Source organism: Acidiphilium multivorum AIU301, assembly GCF_000202835.1.
Lineage (GTDB): Bacteria > Pseudomonadota > Alphaproteobacteria > Acetobacterales > Acetobacteraceae > Acidiphilium > Acidiphilium multivorum.
Genome location: NC_015186.1, coordinates 3316080 through 3333832 on the forward strand (window position 1 = coordinate 3316080; position 17753 = coordinate 3333832).

A 17753-nucleotide genomic window follows, 5' to 3' on the forward strand; every position below is an offset into this window, starting at 1 on the left:
CGCCGGCCTGCCGCTTCCCGCGGCTGACGGGGGCTGGCACATCGCGCCGGCCGGCTTGCGGCGCGATCGGAGAGGGAGATGCACGTGCGAATGGCAGATCAGGCTGACGATGTTTCGGCGCGTGTCGGGATGATCTTCGCGCGCCTGTTTCCCGATCTCGCGCCGACCGAGATCGCGCGCGCATCGACACGCACGGTGCGCGCCTGGGATTCGATCACGACGCTGAGCCTGATCGTCGAGGCCGAGGACGAGTTCGGCATCGTCATCGGCTTCGACCGCATGGCGGCGATCGAGAGCTTCAGCGATCTCTGCCACATCGTCGCGCGGCTCAGGCGTGAACAGCTGGGCCGGCTTTCCGGCTCCCGCCTGCTGCACTGAGGCGCCCCGGGCGGGCCGCTCAGATCGGGCGGCCCTCGCTGGAGGCCCAGGCCCTCATCAGCGTGTTGCTCGGCAGCGTCTTGTCCAGCACCTTTCGCGCGGTCTCGGCGCCGGCGACCGGCAGCCCCGCCGGGTCGAGCAGGCCGAGTTGCACGAGCACCGAGGCCTGGTCCCAGTAGATGTGTTCGTGAACCAGCTTGTCGCCCTCGAACCGGACGATCGCGACGAGCGGGATCTCGACGCGCCGGCCGGTCGGCGGGATGCCGGGCAGCATCCAGTCGATTTCCGAGGTGTGGGTGAAGCGGAAGATCATCTCGTCGACGATGCTGCTGGCGCCCACGGTGCGGCTGACCGGCACCATTTCGGTATCCGGCGGGTTGGCGCCGATGAAATGGTATTTGTAGAAGCGCTTGAGGTGGTCATGGCCGACGCCGCCGGTCATGGTCGGGATGTGGTTGACATAGGGGTCGGCGACCATCGTGGCCATGGTGGCATCGACGTCGCGGGTCTCGAATTCGTAGCGGCAATGCGCTTCCCAGAGGGCTTCCAGATCGTGTTGCGGCATGCGCGTCTCCTCCCGTGTGATGATCCGACCCCGCCGCCTTGCCGGCGCGGGCGTGCGCGGCGAGATCATCGGGTGTGGCGCGCCGCGTCAAGGGGGCGGCGCGGCGCTGGCCAAGGGCCGCGGCGCCGGTCTAAGCTCGGCGCATGGACAATTTCCGCAGAGTTGAAACCGGAGGACGGGCGCCGGGCCCGGTGAGCGCGTGCCGTTCCTGACCGAGGCGGAGCCGCGCCGCGGCGTTCCGCATCAGGTGCTGCCCGGCATTCGCCGCGTGGTGGCCCGCAATCCCGGGGTGATGACCTATCATGGCACCAACACCTGGCTGATCGAGGGCGAGGACGGGCTGACCGTGCTCGATCCGGGCCCCGACGACCCGATCCATGTCGGCGACGTGATCGAGGCGGCGGCGGGCGTGCCGATCCGGCGCATCGTGCTGTCGCACACGCATCGCGACCATCTGGGCGCGACGGCCGGGCTGCAATCGGCCACCGGCGCGCCGACCTACGGCTTCCATCGCCCGGCGACCGCGATGTTCCGGCCGGACCGGCCGATCGGCGAGGGGGATGTCGTCGCGGGGCTGACGGCGCTGCACACGCCCGGCCATGCCAGCGACCACTTGGCCTTCGCCTTTCAGGTGCCGGGGGTGGGCGAGATCCTGTTCAGCGCCGATCACGTGATGTCGTGGTCGTCATCGATCGTGAACCCGCCGGATGGCGACATGAAGGCCTATTACGCGAGCCTGGAACGCCTGCTCGGCCGGACCGAGGTGCTCTACCTGCCGGGGCATGGCCCGGCGCTGGAGCGGCCGCGCGAGCTGGTACGGGAGATGCTGGCGCACCGGCAGCGGCGCGAGGCGGCGATTCTGGAGGCGCTGCGCGCCGGACCGGCGACGGTGACGGACATCGCCGCCCGGCTCTACGCGAAGCAGGACCCGATGCTGAAGATCGCCGCCGAACGCAACGTTCTCGCCCATCTGCTCAAGCTGCGCGCCGAGGCGCAGGCGGAGGAGCACGGCGAGGTCTGGCGGGTCGCCGCCTGAGCTTCGGGCAGAAAAAACCCTGCGCCCGGGGCGGGCGCAGGGGCTGGAAAACCGCTTTATGGATCAGGCGACGGCGCGATCGGCCAGCGCCTGGCGCTGCTCGGCGCGCTGTTCCGCCACCTGCGCCTTCATCGACTTCTGCAGCTTCTCGAAGGCGCGCACCTCGATCTGGCGGACCCGCTCGCGCGAGATGTTGTATTGCTGCGAGAGGTCCTCGAGCGTCGTCGGGTCGTCCTTCAGGCGGCGCTGGATGAGGATGTGCCGCTCGCGGTCGTTCAGCGTCTTCAGCGCGGTGGCGAGAAGGGCGCGGCGGCCGGTCATCTCCTCATGATCGCCGATCGCCTCTTCCTGGCTGTCGGCATCGTCGACCAGCCAGTCCTGCCACTCGCCCTCGCCATCCATGCGGATCGGCGCGTTGAGGCTGTGGTCGGGCGCGGTCAGCCGGCGGTTCATGCTCACCACGTCCTGCTCGGGAACGCCGAGCACGCGGGCGATCTTTTCCACCTGTTCGGGCTGCATGTCGCCATCCTCGATGGCCTGCATCTGCCCCTTGAGGCGGCGCAGGTTGAAGAACAGCTTCTTCTGCGCGGCGGTCGTGCCCATCTTCACCAGCGACCAGGAATGCAGGATGTATTCCTGGATGGCGGCGCGGATCCACCACATCGCGTAGGTGGCGAGGCGGAAGCCGCGTTCCGGGTCGAACCGCTTGACCGCCTGCATCATGCCGACATTGCCTTCGGAGATGAGTTCGCCGAGCGGCAGGCCATACCCGCGATAGCCCATGGCGATCTTGGCCACGAGACGCAGATGCGAGGTGACGAGCTTGTGGGCGGCCGCCTGGTCTTCATTGTCCCGCCAGGCGCGGGCGAGCCGGTCCTCTTCCTCCGGGGAGAGCATCGGGAACTTGCGGATTTCCTGCAGATACCGGGCGAGGTTGCCTTCGCTCGGGGCCATCGTACTGACTCCAGAGGCCATGGGTAGCTCCTTTCGTCTTCTCTACGGGCCGGACATGGATTCGGATGTGGAAAATCCAGACCCTTGTGATGCCGGTCCCTTCACCGCGGAGTATACACAGGTCAGCGATCTTGCCGTATCACGGTCCCGCGAGAACCCCTGAAAAGGCGGTAACGGGCGGGAAAGATCGCGGATCCACTTGACTCCGCTCTTGACTGTGACCTGTCTACCACGCTGATCGGCGGATTGTCAACAAAAAGGACCATACCAGTCCAGTATTGCAGTCATGTCGGGGGAGTAATAGCACCCAGATGTGACAGCAATGTTGCAAGATCGGCCGGAGGCGCGGCCTCGAACCGCAGCTTCGCGCCGCTGCGCGGGTGGGCGAACCCAAGCGTGGCAGCATGTAGCGCCTGGCGCGGAAAGTCCAGAAGAAAATCGCGTTGAGGTTGCTGCATCTGCGATGCCGCGGCCGGCCGGCGACGCAGATAGACGGGATCGCCCACCAGCGGATGGCCGCGGCTGGCGAGATGCACGCGGATCTGGTGGGTCCGGCCCGTCGCCAGCCGGCAGGCGAGGAGCGTCGCGCCCAGGCCGAAGCGGCGCAGCGTGCGGTAATGCGTCAGCGCCGGCTTGCCGCCGCGGGCGACGACGGCCATCCGCTTGCGGTCGCGCGGGTCGCGGCCGATCGGGCCCTCGATCTCGCCCTCGGCGGGCTGCGGCGCCCCCCAGCACAGGGCGAGATATTCGCGGTCGAGATCGCGCGCGGCGAAGGCGGCGGAGAGCGCGTTGAGGGCGAGTTCGGTCTTGGCGGCGACCATCACGCCGGAGGTGTCCTTGTCGAGCCGGTGGACGATGCCGGGGCGCCGCTCGCCGCCGATTCCGGCCAGGCTGTCGCCGCAATGGGCGATGAGCGCGTTGACCAGCGTGCCGTCCGGATTGCCCGGCGCGGGATGGACGACGAGGCCCGCCGGCTTGTCGATCACGATCAGGTCGGAGTCCTCATACAATACGGTGAGGTCGAGCGCCTGGCCCTGCGGCGCCGCCGGGATGGCGGGCGGCAGCGCCACGGTGTAGATCGCGCCGGGCCGCACCGCGGCCGATGGCAGCCTGATCACGGCGCCATCGCACGTGACGGTCCCCGCCTCGATCAGCGCCTTCAGCCGCGAGCGCGACATCTCGCTCAGGCGGGAGGCGAGAAACCGGTCCAGCCGCTCGCCGCCATCGGCCTCCGTGGCGCGGAACGGCCCGCTCCCGTAGGATGGGGCGTCGGGCGGCGCCATGCCGGCGGGCGGGGTTGCATGGGAATCGGAGTTGGGTTCGGAGTTCACGGATGCAGGATACACCAATCCGGCCAAGGCCGGCACGCGAGGCTGGCGCGCAGAATCTGCGGGGGCTGAAAGCGCTCGTCATCGGGCTTGGCATACTGGTCGTGCTGGGCACCGCCCTGGTCATCGGCGTGGTGGTCAAGCGGATTGTGGCGCCGGAGCACGCGGCCGCGCCTCCGCCGGCGGTCGCGCCGCGCACCGCCGCGCCGCCTTTCGCGACCGAACTGCCGGGCGGTGCGGGCAGCGCGATCGCCGGCGTCGCGGCGGCGGGCGGCATGGTGGCGATATGGCTGCATGACGGGCAGGGCGGCGCGGTGGTCTTCGTCGATCCGCGCACGGGGCGGATCGCCGGCACGGCGGCGCCGCGGCACTGAGGCCGGCGCGGTGCGCAAGGCCGACCTGCCACAGAAGACCTGCGCCGCCTGCGGCCGGCCGTTCGCCTGGCGGCGGAAATGGGCGCGGGATTGGGACGCCGTCAAATTCTGTTCCGACGCCTGCCGCACCGGCCGGCGCGAGGCCGCACGGGCGCGCCAGGGCGCGACCGGAAAACCGCGTCGTGGCGCTTGATGCCCGGCGCGAAGTCGACTATCTAGCGGCGCACTCGGTCCCGTTCGTCTAGAGGCCTAGGACACCGCCCTTTCACGGCGGCAACACCGGTTCGAATCCGGTACGGGATACCATTCAAATCATCGAATTTTTCCGCTTCGCCAACGGCAGATACCGGATATCTGGCCGATATCCGCGCCTCTTGCGGCGATGGCCGAGGCCGGACACTTTCATGCCGCCGCCGCTCGCATCCCGGCTCGCGCAAGCCCACCCCGCTGTCTCCGCGCCGCACCGCCGCCCGAGGCGCCGGCTCCGTCAGGAATTTTTACACCCTTGCGATGGCGAATTCATAAAAGCCTGATTTTCGCCGATATATTTTTTGGCATCAAAATTGCTGCGGTTCCGACAGCCTGAATGTCTTGCATTGAAATGAAAGTTGCAAAGCCATGAAGCGGATTTTCAAGATTATTATTGGCGCCATGGTCTTCGGTGGCGCCTGGGCTGCCACCGCCCACGCGGATCCTGTCACCTTCGGCGGGACATATTCGGTGAGCACAAGCAGTGGCCTCGGCGTGAGCAGCGATCCACTCTTCCCAGTCTTCGACCTCGCACCAACGTTTACCCTGTCTCCACTCAATGTTGGACAGTCGGTAACTGACAACCTGTTTACGTTGTATGCAAACCAAAAGGCAGCGGGGAAACAGACTTTTTCTGTCGCATTCGACTTCACTCAACCGCCTCCCTCGTTTGGCGCAAACGGCAGCGGGACAGCGGTCGTCAAGAAACAGACGTATTTTTTCGGACTTTTTTATATCGATAGTATCAAAAACAACTCAATCCAATTCACGAATCCACTTCTCAAGCTCAACTTCGGACCAAACAACGACGGCGAGCTTGATATAAACCTGTTTGCAAATGAATACTTCCCCCACACGGTCAGCGCCAAATTCACCCTGGTGAAGGACCCAACCGCCGTTCCCGAGCCGGGCTCTCTCGTTCTTCTCGGCACGGGTCTGCTCGGTCTGTGCCTGATATCACGCCGCAACCGCCGCCGCGCCTGAGCGCAGTCCGCGCCGTGGGCGTCTGACTGATCAGCCCGTGCGATAGGGCATCATCCGATCCGCCCGGATCGGATGGTGCTCCCGCCGAACGCCGCCGCATGGCCGCACCCCGCCGGCGACATTGCATTCAATTGTATACAATCTTGACTTGACCCCGCCCGGCCTCTACTCAGCACGGGCATGAGGTCTGAAACGGTCTTTCCCGCGACGGTCGACACGCTGGTGATCGGCGGCGGCAACGCCGCCCTGTGCGCGGCGATCAGTGCCCGGCGCGAAGGCGCCTCGGTGCTGGTGCTCGAAGCGGCCCCCGAATTCTACCGCGGGGGGAACACGCGGCACACGCGGAACATGCGTTGCGCGCACGACAGCGCGACGGATTTCCTCACCGGCCCCTATACCGAGGAGGAATTCTGGCAGGACCTTCTCCGCGTGACCGGCGGCGAGACCGATGAGGATCTCGCCCGCTTCATGATCGCCGAATCCAAGGACATGCTGACCTGGATCGCCCGCCAGGGCGTCAGGTTCCAGCCTTCGCTCGGCGGCACGCTCAGCCTGGGCCGCACCAATTCCTTCTTCCTCGGCGGCGGCCGCGCCATGCTGAAATCGCTCTACCGCACCGCCGAAAGCCTCGGCGTGCGGGTCATCTACGAGGCGGAAGTCATCGGCTTCGACATTCAGGACGGCGTGTTCCGCGAAGCCCTGGTCCGGCATGGCGGCGCCGTCGTGCCGGTGAAGGCCCGCACCCTTGTGGCAGCGGCCGGCGGGTTCGAGGCCAATATCGACTGGCTGAAGGAATCCTGGGGCGCCGCCGCCGACAATTTCCTGATCCGCGGCACGCCCTACAATCGCGGGGACATCCTGCGCCTGCTGCTCGATGCCGGCGCCGAGCCGGTCGGCGACCCGACGCAATGCCACGCCGTCGCGATCGACGCGCGGGCGCCGCGCTTCGACGGCGGCATCATCACCCGGCTCGACTGCGTCGTCTTCGGCGTGGTGCTCAACGCCAACGCCGAGCGCTTCTACGACGAGGGCGAGGATTTCTGGCCCCGGCGATACGCCATCTGGGGCCGCCTCGTCGCCGCCCAGCCCGGGCAGATCGCCTATATCGTCTTCGATTCCCGCTCGCTCCCCCTGTTCATGCCCTCGCTTTACCCGCCCGTGCAGGCGCACGACCTGCATACCCTCGCCACCCGGCTCGAGCTTGATCCGCAGCGCTTCGAAGCCACGCTCGCGGCCTTCAACGACGCGGTGCGCGAGGGGCATTTCGACCATACCGTGCTCGATGACTGCCATACCGAGGGGCTGTCGCCGCCGAAATCGCACTGGGCGCGGCGGATCGAGCAACCACCGTTCTATGCCTATCCGGTGCGTCCGGGCATCACCTTCACCTATCTCGGCGTCAGGGTCGGCCGCGACGCGCGGATCCGCATGAATGACGGCAGGCCGGCGGTGAACATGTTCGCCGCGGGCGAGATCATGGCCGGCAACGTGCTGGGCCGGGGCTACGCGGCGGGAATCGGCATGACCATCGGCAGCGTGTTCGGACGAATCGCCGGTCGGGAGGCGGCGCGCCATGGACGGAACTGACACTCGCGGCACCCCCGCTTTGGCCGAGGCCGCGCGGATCATGACCATCTGCAATTCGTGCCGCTATTGCGAAGGGCTCTGCGCCGTGTTCCCGGCGATGGAGCGGCACCGGGAGTTCAGCCCCGGCACGCTCGCGCATCTCGCCAGCCTCTGCCACGGCTGCGGCGCCTGCCTCGACGATTGCCAGTTCGCGCCGCCGCACGAATTCGCCGTCAACGTGCCGCGGACGATGGCCGCCGCGCGCCGGGAATCCTACGCGGCGCATGCCTGGCCGCGCCTGGCCGGCGGCGCGTTCGATCGCGGCGGCATCGTGAACGCCGCCGTCATCCTGCTCTGCGTCACCGGCTTCCTCGCCGCCATCATGCCAGCACTTTCGGGCGCCGGCGGCCCGCTCTCGGCGCCCGGCGCCTTCTACCGGCTGATGTCGCATGGCGCGATGGTCGCGGTGTTCGGCCTCGCGGCCCTCTACGCGATCTTCACGATCGCCGCCGGCATCCGCCAATTCTGGCGCGCCGCGGGCCCCGCGCCGCATATCGGCCCCCGCGCGCTGGCCGGCGCGCTGCACGATGCGATGAGGCTCCGCTATCTCGATGGCGGCGGCGCCGGTTGCCCGGATGCCCAGCAGGCCCCGCGCGACCACCGCCGGCTGTTTCACCATTTCGTGTTCTACGGCTTCCTGCTCTGCTTCGCCTCGACCTGCGTGGCGACCCTCTACAGCTACGGGTTCGATCTCGAGGCCCCCTATCCGCCGACCTCGCTTCCCGTGATCCTCGGGGCGCTCGGCGGCATCGGCCTCGTCGCCGGCGCGCCCGGATTGCTGCTGGAGAAGAGGCGGCGCCCGCCCGCCTTCGCCGATCCCGCAAGCCGCGGCATGGACGTCGCCTTCATCGTCACCCTGTTCCTGCTCGGCCTGACGGGTCTGGCTCTGCTCGTCCTCCGCGCGACATCGTTTGCCGGGATCCTGCTCTGCATCCATCTCGGCGTGGTTCTTGGCTTTTTTGTCACAATGCCATACGGAAAGTTCGTGCACGGGATCTGGCGACTGGTTGCGCTCGTGCGCCACGCGGCCGAATTCGAGGCCGAAACCGCCGGGACGCAGAAGTAAAGCCACTCCGCGCGAGTGTCGGTCTGCCGACCGGACCTTGAAACACAATAATCGACAGGGCAGACCCAGAACGGGCTCCGGGAGAACACAGACATCATGAATCACACGACAGACGAGCCAACGGAACATCAGATCCGCAAGGTCGCGCTGGCCAGCATCATCGGGTCGGTCATCGAGCAGTATGACTTCCTGGTCACCGGCGTCATTGCCGCCACGGTCTGGGGCGGCATCTTCTTCAAGCTGCCGGGGCTGGCGGCCATCGCCGCGGCGATCGGCGTCTACGGTCTTGGCATCGTCATCCGGCCGCTCGGCGCCTTCATCTTCGGCAACATCGCCGACCGCCGCGGCCGCAAGGACGCGATGGTCTACGCCCTGGTCCTGATGGGCGTCAGCACGCTGCTGATCGGCCTGACGCCGACCTATGATTCGATCGGCGCGGTCGCGCCGGCGCTGCTGATCATCTTCCGCCTCGCCCAGGGCATCAGCTTCGGCGCCGAATTCGGCACCGCCTCGACCTGGGTCGTCGAGCAGGCGGCGAAGTCGCGGCATCGCGCCTTCTGGGGCGCCTGGGTCGGCTTCGCGATCCCGATCGGGCTGCTGCTCGGCTTCGGGTCCGTCATCCTCGTGAAGTCGATGATGACGCATGCCGAATTCATCGCCTGGGGCTGGCGCATCTTCTTCTTCATCGGCTTCCTCGTCGCCATCGTCGGCATCGTGATCCGGTCGCGGACCGAGGACAGCTTCGTCTTCGAGCGCCACCGCGCCAGACACGCGGTGCTCGACCTGCCGGCGAGCCGGGTGTGGCGCGAGATGCCCCTGCGCATCCTGCGCACGTCGCTCGTGAACGCGATGTTCAGCGGCGCCTTCTTCCTGTCGTTCGTCTTCGGCACGAGCTACATGAAAGCCGTCGGCTTCACCGCCACGCAGGCCGAAACCGTCGGGCTGATCGCCGCCGCCTTCATGTTCGTCTTCATGTATATCGGCGCGCGCATGGCCGACCGCGTAAGCCGTCGCACCGTGCTGCTGATCTCAGCCGTCGTGTTTCTCGTCTTCGCGATCCCGTATTTCTACCTCATCAACATGCACAGCTTCTTCCTCGCGGTCGTCGCGGAAGTCATCGGTTTCGGCTTCGTCTTCGGCTTCGGCTATGGCGCCATCCCGGCCTTCTACACCGAGAACTTCCCGACGCGGTATCGCGCATCGGGCGCCAGCCTCGGCTATCAGATCTCGCAGGTCTATGGCGGCGGCCTGATCCCCATCGTCGCCGGCCTCATCCTGCGCAGCGCCGGGATTCACCGTGCCTATGTCTATATCGGGCTTCTCGTGATGGTCTACGCCATCGCGGCGATCTACGCGATCCTGACGACCGCCGACACCACGCAGTCGGACCTCGAACACTGACACTGACACGCAAACCCGGTCAGGCCGCCTGGCCTGATCGGGTCGCCTCCCGCCCTCAATACCTGTTTCGGTGGACAACCACGCTGAGCCCGATCCGCAACGCGCCGCTTCGCCTCGCGCAGAGGCTGCGCGCATAGGCATCCTGGCTGGCCGTGACCGCCTTGCCGTTCACCATCAGGAACCGCCCGCCGATAGGCTGGTCCTGGACCAGATCCACCACTTTATTGTCGATATAGATGTTCTTGATGATGTTCGAGCTATAGGACATGTCGACCATGTAGCGGCACACGCGGCGCGGAACGTTCGAGATCTCGACGTGATAGGCGTTGATGTCATGCGGGTCGAATTGCATCACGAAATTATGGTCCCGCACGTCCTGATTTTTCGCGATATGCAGGATCTGCCCCGCGTCGAGTTTCCCATACTGTCGAATCTTGTGGAAATATGAAACGCTCATCCGGTCGTACACCTCGCGCCGGCTACTGAACGGATGCGGATCGTCATACGCGTATTTCACCAGCAGAACGACCGCCAGCGCCGCCACGCACCCGGACAGCACGCCAAGGATCAGCCATTTCGACTTCTGGAAAAAACTCATTTCGAACCCGATATCTATTCCTGCCTTTCTGATTTTTGTTGATGCAAAGTATTATGGACATATAAACAACATATTAACCGGATTCCGGCCGCCACGGCGAATCGTTCGATGCCATTCCGAATCGAATTATCAATGTCCTGACTTGCGCCCGCATCGGACGCGCCGTTTCGATTCGGGCAACCGCCTAGAGCACTTTCCGATCCTTTCGGATCGGATGTAGTGCTCTATCATATTGATAAACAGAGCATCTTTATCCGATCAGATGACTCCATCTGATCGGATGATGCTCTAGTGTCCTGCCCCTGAAATTCGTGGGTGAATTTCAGGGACAAGCAGGCCACTAAACTATTGTTTTTTCCAGTGTCCACTTTGAATCTGAAATCCGATGGATTTCAGATTCGGGACGCTAGAGCACTTTCCGATCCTTTCGGATCGGATGTCGTGCTCTATCATACTGATAACCCGAGCATCTTTATCCGGTCAGATGACTCCATCTGATCGGATGATGCTCTAGCGCGTCAGGCCGCCGCCAGATAGGCGCGCCAGCCGCCGAACCCGGTAATCTCGCGCGCCCCCTCCAGCGCCGCCGGCTCGCACAGGAAGCCGGCAAACCGCCGCCCGTCCGCCAGCGTCACCTGGCCGATCGTCATCGGCCCCGGCACGCCGGCCACGAACCGTCCGAACCCCTCCGCCGTCAGCGACCACCGCTCCACCGCGATGCCCGCCCCCGCGAATCCCGGCGCCCGCACCAGCCCCGGCTTCGCCGGCGCCGTCGCCAGCGCGTAAAGCCGGTAGTCCGGCGCCGTCGTCGTCGTCTCCTCCAGCCGCGCCCCCAGCGCGGTCAGCTCATGGTTCAGCGCCATGCCCGAAAGATGCGCCCCGGCGACGACGATCGAGATCCGCGCCGCCTCCGGCATCGCCAGCGCCCCCGGCGCCGCCCGCCGCGACACCCCGCATCCCGGCGACCCGGCCCGGTGCAGCGCATCGCCCAGCGCCAGCAGCCCGGCGTCGCTGAAGGCCGGCCCGATCAGCGACACGCCGAACGGCAGCCCGTCGGCGCGGAACCCCGCCGGCACCGCCACCGCCGCCATGTCCAGCAGGTTGACGAAATTGGTATAGCGCCCGAGCGCCGCGTTAAGCGCGATCGGCGCCTCAAGCATCGCCGCCACGGTGAAAATCTCCGGCGCGGTCGGCAGCAGCAGCGCGTCCACCTTCGCCAGCTCCGCCCCGGCCTGCCGCCGCAGCCCCATCAGCCGCGCTTGCGCGTCGAACAGGTCCGCCGCGTCGAACCCGCGCGCCCGCTCCAGGATCGCCCGCACCGCCGGGTCGAACGCCTCCGGCGATTGCGCGAAAAACCCCCGCAGCGCCGAAAGCCGCTCGGCCACGAACGCATCCTCGTAGAGCAGCGAAGCCGCGGCGCGGAACGGCGCGTCGTCGATCTCCACCAGCGTCCAGCCGAGCCCCTCGGCCACCGCGCAGCTCCGCGCATAGAGCGCCGCATACCCCGCCTCGTTGCCGCCGATCCGCTCCGCCGCCCCCAGGATGCCGACACGCGGCCGCGCCGGCAGCGCCACCGTCTCCGGCGCCCGCGAATACGGATCCTCCGCATCCACCCCCTGCGCCGCCGCCAGCACCGTCGCCGCATCCGCCGCCGCATTGGCGAACACCGACACGCAGTCGAGGCTCCGGCACGCCGGCACCACGCCGCTCGCCGGCAGCAATCCCCGTGTCGGCTTCAGCCCGACCAGATTGTTGAACGAAGCCGGCACCCGCCCCGATCCCGCCGTGTCGGTCCCGAGCGAAAACACCGCGAGCCCCGCCGCCACCGCGACCGCCGAACCGGAGGACGACCCGCCCGAGATATAGCGCTCGTCGAACACGCAGCGCGGCGCGCCATGGGGCGAGCGCGTGCCGTTCAGCCCGGTCGCGAACTGGTCGAGATTGGTCTTGCCGATCGGCACCGCCCCCGCCGCCCGCAGCCGCGCGACCACCGCCGCGTCCCGCGCCGGCATGTAGGCGAAGGCCGGGCATCCCGCCGTGGTCGGCATCCCGGCGACGTCGATATTGTCCTTCACCGCGAAGGGCAGCCCGGCGAGCGGCAACGAGGGGTCGGCCGCCATCGCCTCGTCCCGCGCCGCCGCGCGCGGCCGCAGCGCGATGAACACCGCCGGATCGCGATACGCCTCGATCCGGTCATAGACCTCATCCACCAGCTCCCCCGGCGTGAACGCCCCGGCGGCGAACCCCGCCCGCAGCGTCGCGATATCGAGCAGATCGGGAATCATGCCGCATCCTCCGGCGCGATCACGGCGAGGCGCTGCCCCGCCCGCACCACCTGTCCCGGCGCGGTCTCGATCGCGGCGAGAACCCCCGCCGCCGGCGCCGTCACCCGGACCTCCATCTTCATCGATTCGACGATCATCACCGTCTCCCCGGCGGCGACGCGCTCGCCCGTCCCGCGCAGCACCTGCCACACGCTGCCCGGCACCGGGGCGGGCAGGGCGCGCATCCCCGCCGCCAGTGCCGTCGCCGCCGGCGGCGGCGTCAGGTCCTCGGCCGGGGCGGCGTCGAGCCCCATCGCCCGCCAGGCCTCGCGCTCGGCGGCGAAGGCCGCTCCCTGCCGCGCCCGGAAGGCGGCGATGCTCTCCGCCTCCGCCGCCATCAGCGCCTGCTGCGCCGCGAGCGAGAATGTCGTCTCCTCGATCCGCAGCGGATAGCGCCCGTGCGGAAACGCCGCCCGCGCCTCGGCCAGGTCCCGCGCGTCCACGGGGTAGAACCGCAGCACGTCGAAATGCCGCAGCAGCCAGGGCGTGTCGCCGAACGGCGCCCGCCCGCCGGGATGGCTGTTCCACATCTGCACGGTGCGGCCGAACAGCTGGTAGCCGCCCGGCCCCTCCATGCCATAGACGCAGAGATACGCCCCGCCGATCCCCACCGCGTTCTCCGGCGTCCAGGTCCGCGCCGGGTTGTATTTCGTCGTCACCAGCCGGTGCCGCGGGTCGATCGGGGTGGCCACCGGCGCGCCGAGATACACATCGCCCAGCCCCATCACGAGATAATCGGCGTCGAACACGATCCGCCGCACCGCGTCCTCGGACTCGAGCCCGTTGATCCGCCGGATGAACTCCACATTGTCCGGGCACCAGGGCGCGTCCGGCCGCACCGTCTCCTGATATTTCCGCATCGCCAGCATCACCTGCCCGTCCTTCCAGGACAGCGGCAGATGCACGATGCGCGAGGGCACCGTCATCGCCGCCGGATCGGGCAAATCCGGCTCGATCGCGCGGATCGCCTCCAGCAGCACCTGCGCCCGCACCGCGTCCGGGTCGAAATGCACCTGCAACGAGCGGATTCCCGGCGTGAGATCGACGATGCCGGCCAGCCCCGCCAGCCGCAGCGCCGCCTGCAACGCGTGCGCCCGCAGCCGCAGCGCGAAATCCAGCGTCATCGCGCCGAACTCGACCAGCAGGTTCGCATCCCCCTGCCGCCGCACCACCATCGTCTCCGAGCGGTGCAGCACCGCCGGGTCGGCGTCGGCACGGGTGAAATGCACCACATCCCCCGGCCGCACCTGCCCGAGCTTCCACAGATCGCCCGACGCCACCACGCCGGGGCAGACGAACCCGCCGAGCGAGGGCCCGTCCGGCCCGAGCAGGATCGGCATGTCCCCGGTGAAATCCACCGCCCCCACCGCATAGGGCACGTCATGGATGTTGGAGGGATGCAGCCCCGCCTCGCCGCCATCCGCCCGCGCCCATTCCGGCTTCGGCCCGACCAGCCGCACCCCGGTCCGCGCCGAGTTGTGGTGCACCTCGTAGGAGGCCGAGAACAGGGTCTCGATATCCGCCTCGGTGAAGAAATCCGGCGCCCCGTGCGGCCCGTAGCGCAGCGCGATCTCCCAGCGCGCGGTCAGTTCCGCCGCCTCCGGCACCGGCGCTTCGCCACGCGCCAGCCCGGCGAGATGCAGCACATCCCCCGCGTTCAGGCAGCCGGTGCCATGCCCGCCGAACCCGCCCAGCGCGAAGGTCGCGGTCGAACCGAGGAATTCCGCCGCCATGAACCCGCCGCCCACGGCGAGATAGCAGCGCTGCCCCGGCCCCTCGATCGCCCCCAGCGCCAGAACCTGCCCCGCCCGCACCGCAACCACCGCGTCATGCGGCACCCGCGCGCCATCGAGCGTCGCCCCCATCCGCGCCCCGGCAAGCGCGATCTCGGCATCGCTGCGGAAGCGCAGCACCGGCCCGGTCAGCGTGCATTCCAGCACCGCCGCCCCCGGCGGATTGCCAAGCAGCGCATTCGCCCGCGCGGCACTCCGCGCATCCATCGGCCCGCTCGGCGGAATCCCCACCTCCCAGGCGCCAAGCCGCCCCGGCAGGCTCTGCAACGACGATTGCGCGCCCGGCTCCAGCACCGCGATCCCTTCGCCCGGCCAGTCCAGCCGCCCCAGCGTCGCCGTCGTCATCGTCCCGGCGCGGAAATCCGCATCGTCCAGCGCCGCCAGCAGATAGGCGCGGTTGGTCTCGATCCCGGTCACCACCGTCGCCGCCAGCGCCGCCCGCAGCGCCGCGATCGCCGCCGCCCGGTCCGCCCCGCGCCCGATCAGCTTCGCCAGCATCGGATCGTAGAACGGCGTCACCTCGCTCCCCGGCGCGATCCACCCGTCCACCCGCGCGCCGGCGCCATAGCGCAGCGCGGTGATCCGCCCGGTCGAGGGCCGGAACCCTTCCGCCGGGTCCTCCGCATAGAGCCGCGCCTGCACCGCCGCCCCGCGCGGGGTCAGCCCCGCCGGCAGCGCGAACCCGCCGGCGGCGGCACGGACCATCCACTCCACCAGATCGATGCCGAACACCTCCTCGGTCACCCCGTGCTCGACCTGCAGCCGCGTGTTCACCTCTAGAAAGTAAAATCCTTCCGTCGCCGCGTCGTAGATGAACTCCACCGTCCCGGCCGAGAGATACCGCACCGACCGCGCGAGGCCGCACGCCGCGTCCTCCATCGCCGCCAGCACCGGCGCGGGAATCCCCGGCGGCGGCGTCTCCTCCACGACCTTCTGGTTACGACGCTGCAACGAACAATCCCGCGCCCCGAGTGCGATCACCCCGCCCGCGCCGTCGCCGAAGATCTGCACCTCGACATGCCGCGCCGCGGTGACGAACTTCTCCAGATACAGCGCCGCCTCGCCGAAATTCGCCTGCGCCAGCCGGCTGATCCCGGCGAAGCGCGCCCGCAGTTCCGCCTCATCGGCGCAAGGCGCCATGCCGATCCCGCCGCCGCCCGCCGTGCTCTTCAGCATCACCGGATAGCCGATCCCGGCCGCCGCCTCGGCCGCCGCCTCCACCGAGCCGAGCAGCCCCGAGCCCGGCAGCAGCGGCACGCCCGCGTCCCGCGCCAGCGCCCGCGCCGTGTGCTTCAGCCCGAACGCCCGCATCTGCTCCGGGCGCGGCCCGATGAACACGATCCCCGCATCCGCCAGCGCCTCGGCGAAATCCGCCCGCTCGGCGAGGAACCCGTAGCCCGGATGCACCGCCTCCGCCCCGCTCGCCCGGCACGCGGCCACGATCGCCCCGACATCGAGATAACTCTCCGAAGCCGCGTTCCCCGCCAGCGCCACCGCATGATCCGCCGCCAGCACCGGCGCGGTGAACCGGTCAGCCGGCGAATGCACCGCGACGGACTCGATCCCCATCCGCTTCAGCGTCCGGCCGATCCGTGCCAGGATCGCCCCCCGGTTGGCGATGAGAACTCTGGAAAACCCGGCCTCCCGCCTCATGGTTCCCACACCACGCAGCGGATCGGCGTCGGCCGGAACCCGTTGCACGGGTTGTTCACCTGCGGGCAGTTCGAAATCAGCACCAGCAGATCCATCTCCGCCCGCAGCTCGACATACCCGCCCGGCGCCGACACCCCGTCATCCACCGTCAGCTCCCCATCCGGCCGGATCGGCACGTTCATGAAAAAGTTCACATTCGAAACGAGATCGCGCTTGTCCATCCCGTATTTCGCGAGCGCCGTCAGGAAATTCTCCCGGCACGCGTGCATGAACCGCGTGGCGTACCCGAACCGCACGGTGTTGCTCTCGCACGAGCACGCCCCCGCGCTGGTGTCGTGAAACCCGCAGGTATCGGCGACGATCGTCGCCATCGCCCGCCCCTCGTTCGAGCGCAGCACCGACCCGGCCGACAGGTCATACCGCCCGCCGGCCCGCGCCTGTGCGGCCAGCGTGTCCTGCGCCGAATAGCGCTCGCCCGGATCGGCGGCGTTATAGAACAGCGCATCCACCGCCTGCTGGCCTTCCAGGTCGATGATCCGCAGCACCTGCCCCGCCTTCAGCGTGGCCGAGAACGGCGCGCGCGCCGGCACCACGACATCGAGGATCGCCGCGTCGAAATGGTGTTCCATCATGCCCTCACGCGAAATAGCGGTCATTGTTCCCGAAGCCGCGCGCGGCCTCCTCCGTCGCGCACCGGCACGGATCGTCCGCCCCCGCCGCCGCCGCGCGATACCGCACGATCCCGATTTCCCCGCTCGCCGCCTGCGATGTCGCCAACGGATGCGGCGTGTTCGACAGCGCGACGAGCAGGTTCATCTCCGCCCGCAGCGTCACGAACGCCCCCGGCGGCGGCGCGCCCGCCAGCGCCGGCCGCCCCGCGTCGTCCACCCGCATCTTCGCGAACAGCGTCAGGCACGGCCCGACATCCCGCCGCCCGAGCCCGAACTTCGCCGCGGCGCTGCGCAGGTTGTCGCGCCCGTTGCGCGCCCCGCCCGCCGTCTCCGGCGTCGACGGCCCGAGGATCGGATCATGCCCCGCGCCGCTATCCGAAATCACCGAGGCCATCACCCGCCCCATGTCCGAAAACAGCACCCGCCCGCCGCCGATCAGCGTCGTCCATTGCAGCTTCGCCGTATCCCCGGCATTGAACCGTTCCGAAACATCGTCGGCATTCCACAGGAAAACCGAAGCCCCCGGGGTGCCGCGCGGGTTCTCCACATGCAGCGCCTCGCCCCGCCGCAGCCGGAGTGCCACATACCAACCCGGCGGAATCACCTCCCGCGAAATCACGTCGCCAGCGCCGATCGCCGGCGGCGCGCCGAGGTCCGGCATCGCCGCCGCCCTCGCCCGCGCCCCCGCCTGCAACGCCTCGTAGCGCGCGCGATACTGCTCCGGCGTCATCGTATCGAGATTGTCCATCATTC

The 17753-nt window shown here is 68.3% G+C and carries 16 protein-coding genes and 1 tRNA gene; 9 read left to right on the forward strand and 8 right to left on the reverse strand.

The features are described 5' to 3' along the window. Window positions 1–90: 90 nt before the first annotated feature. Complete coding sequence (locus tag ACMV_RS15120) at window positions 91–378, forward strand: acyl carrier protein (RefSeq protein WP_013640968.1); 288 nt, start codon at window positions 91–93, stop codon at window positions 376–378. Between the two features lie 19 nt (window positions 379–397). Here ACMV_RS15120 and ACMV_RS15125 read toward each other — a convergent pair whose 3' ends face one another. Next, on the reverse strand, window positions 398–943 hold the full coding sequence (locus ACMV_RS15125) for an ester cyclase (RefSeq protein ID WP_007424132.1): 546 nt from the start codon (window positions 941–943) through the stop codon (window positions 398–400). Between the two features lie 199 nt (window positions 944–1142). On the opposite strand from ACMV_RS15125, the gene ACMV_RS15130 reads away from it, so the two are divergent. Further along, window positions 1143–1979 carry an MBL fold metallo-hydrolase gene (locus ACMV_RS15130; RefSeq protein ID WP_007424133.1) on the forward strand — a complete coding sequence of 279 codons (837 nt, stop codon included), beginning with the start codon at window positions 1143–1145 and terminating at the stop codon, window positions 1977–1979. A 63-nt stretch (window positions 1980–2042) separates the two neighbouring features. Here the strand turns inward: ACMV_RS15130 and rpoH are convergent, their stop codons facing one another. Together rpoH and ACMV_RS15140 are read right to left on the reverse strand one after the other, a co-directional pair. Then, window positions 2043–2954: an RNA polymerase sigma factor RpoH gene (gene rpoH, locus ACMV_RS15135; protein ID WP_172637335.1), complete on the reverse strand. Its 912-nt coding sequence runs from the start codon at window positions 2952–2954 to the stop codon at window positions 2043–2045. A 263-nt stretch (window positions 2955–3217) separates the two neighbouring features. After that, on the reverse strand, window positions 3218–4216 hold the full coding sequence (locus ACMV_RS15140) for an RluA family pseudouridine synthase (RefSeq protein ID WP_013640970.1): 999 nt from the start codon (window positions 4214–4216) through the stop codon (window positions 3218–3220). Between the two features lie 50 nt (window positions 4217–4266). On the opposite strand from ACMV_RS15140, the gene ACMV_RS15145 reads away from it, so the two are divergent. From ACMV_RS15145 to ACMV_RS15175, 7 genes are all read left to right on the forward strand, one after another. Continuing rightward, window positions 4267–4635: a hypothetical protein gene (locus ACMV_RS15145; RefSeq protein WP_012040258.1), complete on the forward strand. Its 369-nt coding sequence runs from the start codon at window positions 4267–4269 to the stop codon at window positions 4633–4635. After that, window positions 4556–4828 carry a DUF2256 domain-containing protein gene (locus tag ACMV_RS15150; RefSeq protein ID WP_081432895.1) on the forward strand — a complete coding sequence of 91 codons (273 nt, stop codon included), beginning with the start codon at window positions 4556–4558 and terminating at the stop codon, window positions 4826–4828. The genes ACMV_RS15145 and ACMV_RS15150 overlap by 80 nt, the downstream gene beginning before the upstream one ends. Before the next feature lie 37 nt (window positions 4829–4865). After that, window positions 4866–4941 (forward strand) — tRNA-Glu (locus ACMV_RS15155). A gap of 312 nt (window positions 4942–5253) precedes the next feature. Beyond that, entirely contained in the window at window positions 5254–5868 is a 615-nt protein-coding gene (locus ACMV_RS21575; protein WP_041665139.1) for a PEP-CTERM sorting domain-containing protein, read from the forward strand. Between the two features lie 180 nt (window positions 5869–6048). Continuing rightward, on the forward strand, window positions 6049–7455 hold the full coding sequence (gene tcuA, locus ACMV_RS15165; RefSeq protein ID WP_013640972.1) for an FAD-dependent tricarballylate dehydrogenase TcuA: 1407 nt from the start codon (window positions 6049–6051) through the stop codon (window positions 7453–7455). After that, the gene (gene tcuB, locus ACMV_RS15170; protein WP_013640973.1) at window positions 7442–8560 is read left to right on the forward strand and encodes a tricarballylate utilization 4Fe-4S protein TcuB; all 1119 of its coding nucleotides are present in this window, start codon (window positions 7442–7444) and stop codon (window positions 8558–8560) included. The genes tcuA and tcuB overlap by 14 nt, the downstream gene beginning before the upstream one ends. A 96-nt stretch (window positions 8561–8656) precedes the next feature. Further along, complete coding sequence (locus tag ACMV_RS15175) at window positions 8657–9961, forward strand: MFS transporter (RefSeq protein ID WP_007424262.1); 1305 nt, start codon at window positions 8657–8659, stop codon at window positions 9959–9961. 55 nt (window positions 9962–10016) lie between these two features. Here ACMV_RS15175 and ACMV_RS15180 read toward each other — a convergent pair whose 3' ends face one another. The 5 genes from ACMV_RS15180 to ACMV_RS15200 all read right to left on the reverse strand — a co-directional run bounded on the left by ACMV_RS15180 (window position 10017) and on the right by ACMV_RS15200 (window position 17748). Further along, window positions 10017–10559: a hypothetical protein gene (locus ACMV_RS15180; protein WP_012040262.1), complete on the reverse strand. Its 543-nt coding sequence runs from the start codon at window positions 10557–10559 to the stop codon at window positions 10017–10019. 518 nt (window positions 10560–11077) lie between these two features. Then, window positions 11078–12844: an allophanate hydrolase gene (gene atzF, locus ACMV_RS15185; RefSeq protein WP_013640974.1), complete on the reverse strand. Its 1767-nt coding sequence runs from the start codon at window positions 12842–12844 to the stop codon at window positions 11078–11080. Next, the gene (locus ACMV_RS15190) at window positions 12841–16329 is read right to left on the reverse strand and encodes a 5-oxoprolinase/urea amidolyase family protein (RefSeq protein WP_013640975.1); all 3489 of its coding nucleotides are present in this window, start codon (window positions 16327–16329) and stop codon (window positions 12841–12843) included. The genes atzF and ACMV_RS15190 overlap by 4 nt, the downstream gene beginning before the upstream one ends. Continuing rightward, complete coding sequence (locus ACMV_RS15195; RefSeq protein WP_013640976.1) at window positions 16326–16958, reverse strand: urea amidolyase associated protein UAAP2; 633 nt, start codon at window positions 16956–16958, stop codon at window positions 16326–16328. The genes ACMV_RS15190 and ACMV_RS15195 overlap by 4 nt, the downstream gene beginning before the upstream one ends. 7 nt (window positions 16959–16965) lie before the next feature. After that, window positions 16966–17748 (reverse strand): urea amidolyase associated protein UAAP1, encoded by a 783-nt coding sequence (locus ACMV_RS15200; protein ID WP_013640977.1) that lies wholly within the window; start codon window positions 17746–17748, stop codon window positions 16966–16968. Window positions 17749–17753 lie beyond the last annotated feature (5 nt).

Bases quoted from the DNA above. Each gene is read 5' to 3' on its own strand.
- ACMV_RS15120 (WP_013640968.1), top strand. From the start codon at position 91: ATGGCAGATCAGGCTGACGATGTTTCGGCGCGTGTCGGGATGATCTTC.
- ACMV_RS15125 (WP_007424132.1), bottom strand. From the start codon at position 943: ATGCCGCAACACGATCTGGAAGCCCTCTGGGAAGCGCATTGCCGCTAC.
- rpoH (WP_172637335.1), bottom strand. From the start codon at position 2,954: ATGGCCTCTGGAGTCAGTACGATGGCCCCGAGCGAAGGCAACCTCGCC.
- ACMV_RS15140 (WP_013640970.1), bottom strand. From the start codon at position 4,216: ATGGCGCCGCCCGACGCCCCATCCTACGGGAGCGGGCCGTTCCGCGCC.
- ACMV_RS15145 (WP_012040258.1), top strand. From the start codon at position 4,267: ATGCAGGATACACCAATCCGGCCAAGGCCGGCACGCGAGGCTGGCGCG.
- ACMV_RS15150 (WP_081432895.1), top strand. From the start codon at position 4,556: ATGACGGGCAGGGCGGCGCGGTGGTCTTCGTCGATCCGCGCACGGGGC.
- ACMV_RS21575 (WP_041665139.1), top strand. From the start codon at position 5,254: ATGAAGCGGATTTTCAAGATTATTATTGGCGCCATGGTCTTCGGTGGC.
- tcuA (WP_013640972.1), top strand. From the start codon at position 6,049: ATGAGGTCTGAAACGGTCTTTCCCGCGACGGTCGACACGCTGGTGATC.
- tcuB (WP_013640973.1), top strand. From the start codon at position 7,442: ATGGACGGAACTGACACTCGCGGCACCCCCGCTTTGGCCGAGGCCGCG.
- ACMV_RS15175 (WP_007424262.1), top strand. From the start codon at position 8,657: ATGAATCACACGACAGACGAGCCAACGGAACATCAGATCCGCAAGGTC.
- ACMV_RS15180 (WP_012040262.1), bottom strand. From the start codon at position 10,559: ATGAGTTTTTTCCAGAAGTCGAAATGGCTGATCCTTGGCGTGCTGTCC.
- atzF (WP_013640974.1), bottom strand. From the start codon at position 12,844: ATGATTCCCGATCTGCTCGATATCGCGACGCTGCGGGCGGGGTTCGCC.
- ACMV_RS15190 (WP_013640975.1), bottom strand. From the start codon at position 16,329: ATGAGGCGGGAGGCCGGGTTTTCCAGAGTTCTCATCGCCAACCGGGGG.
- ACMV_RS15195 (WP_013640976.1), bottom strand. From the start codon at position 16,958: ATGGAACACCATTTCGACGCGGCGATCCTCGATGTCGTGGTGCCGGCG.
- ACMV_RS15200 (WP_013640977.1), bottom strand. From the start codon at position 17,748: ATGGACAATCTCGATACGATGACGCCGGAGCAGTATCGCGCGCGCTAC.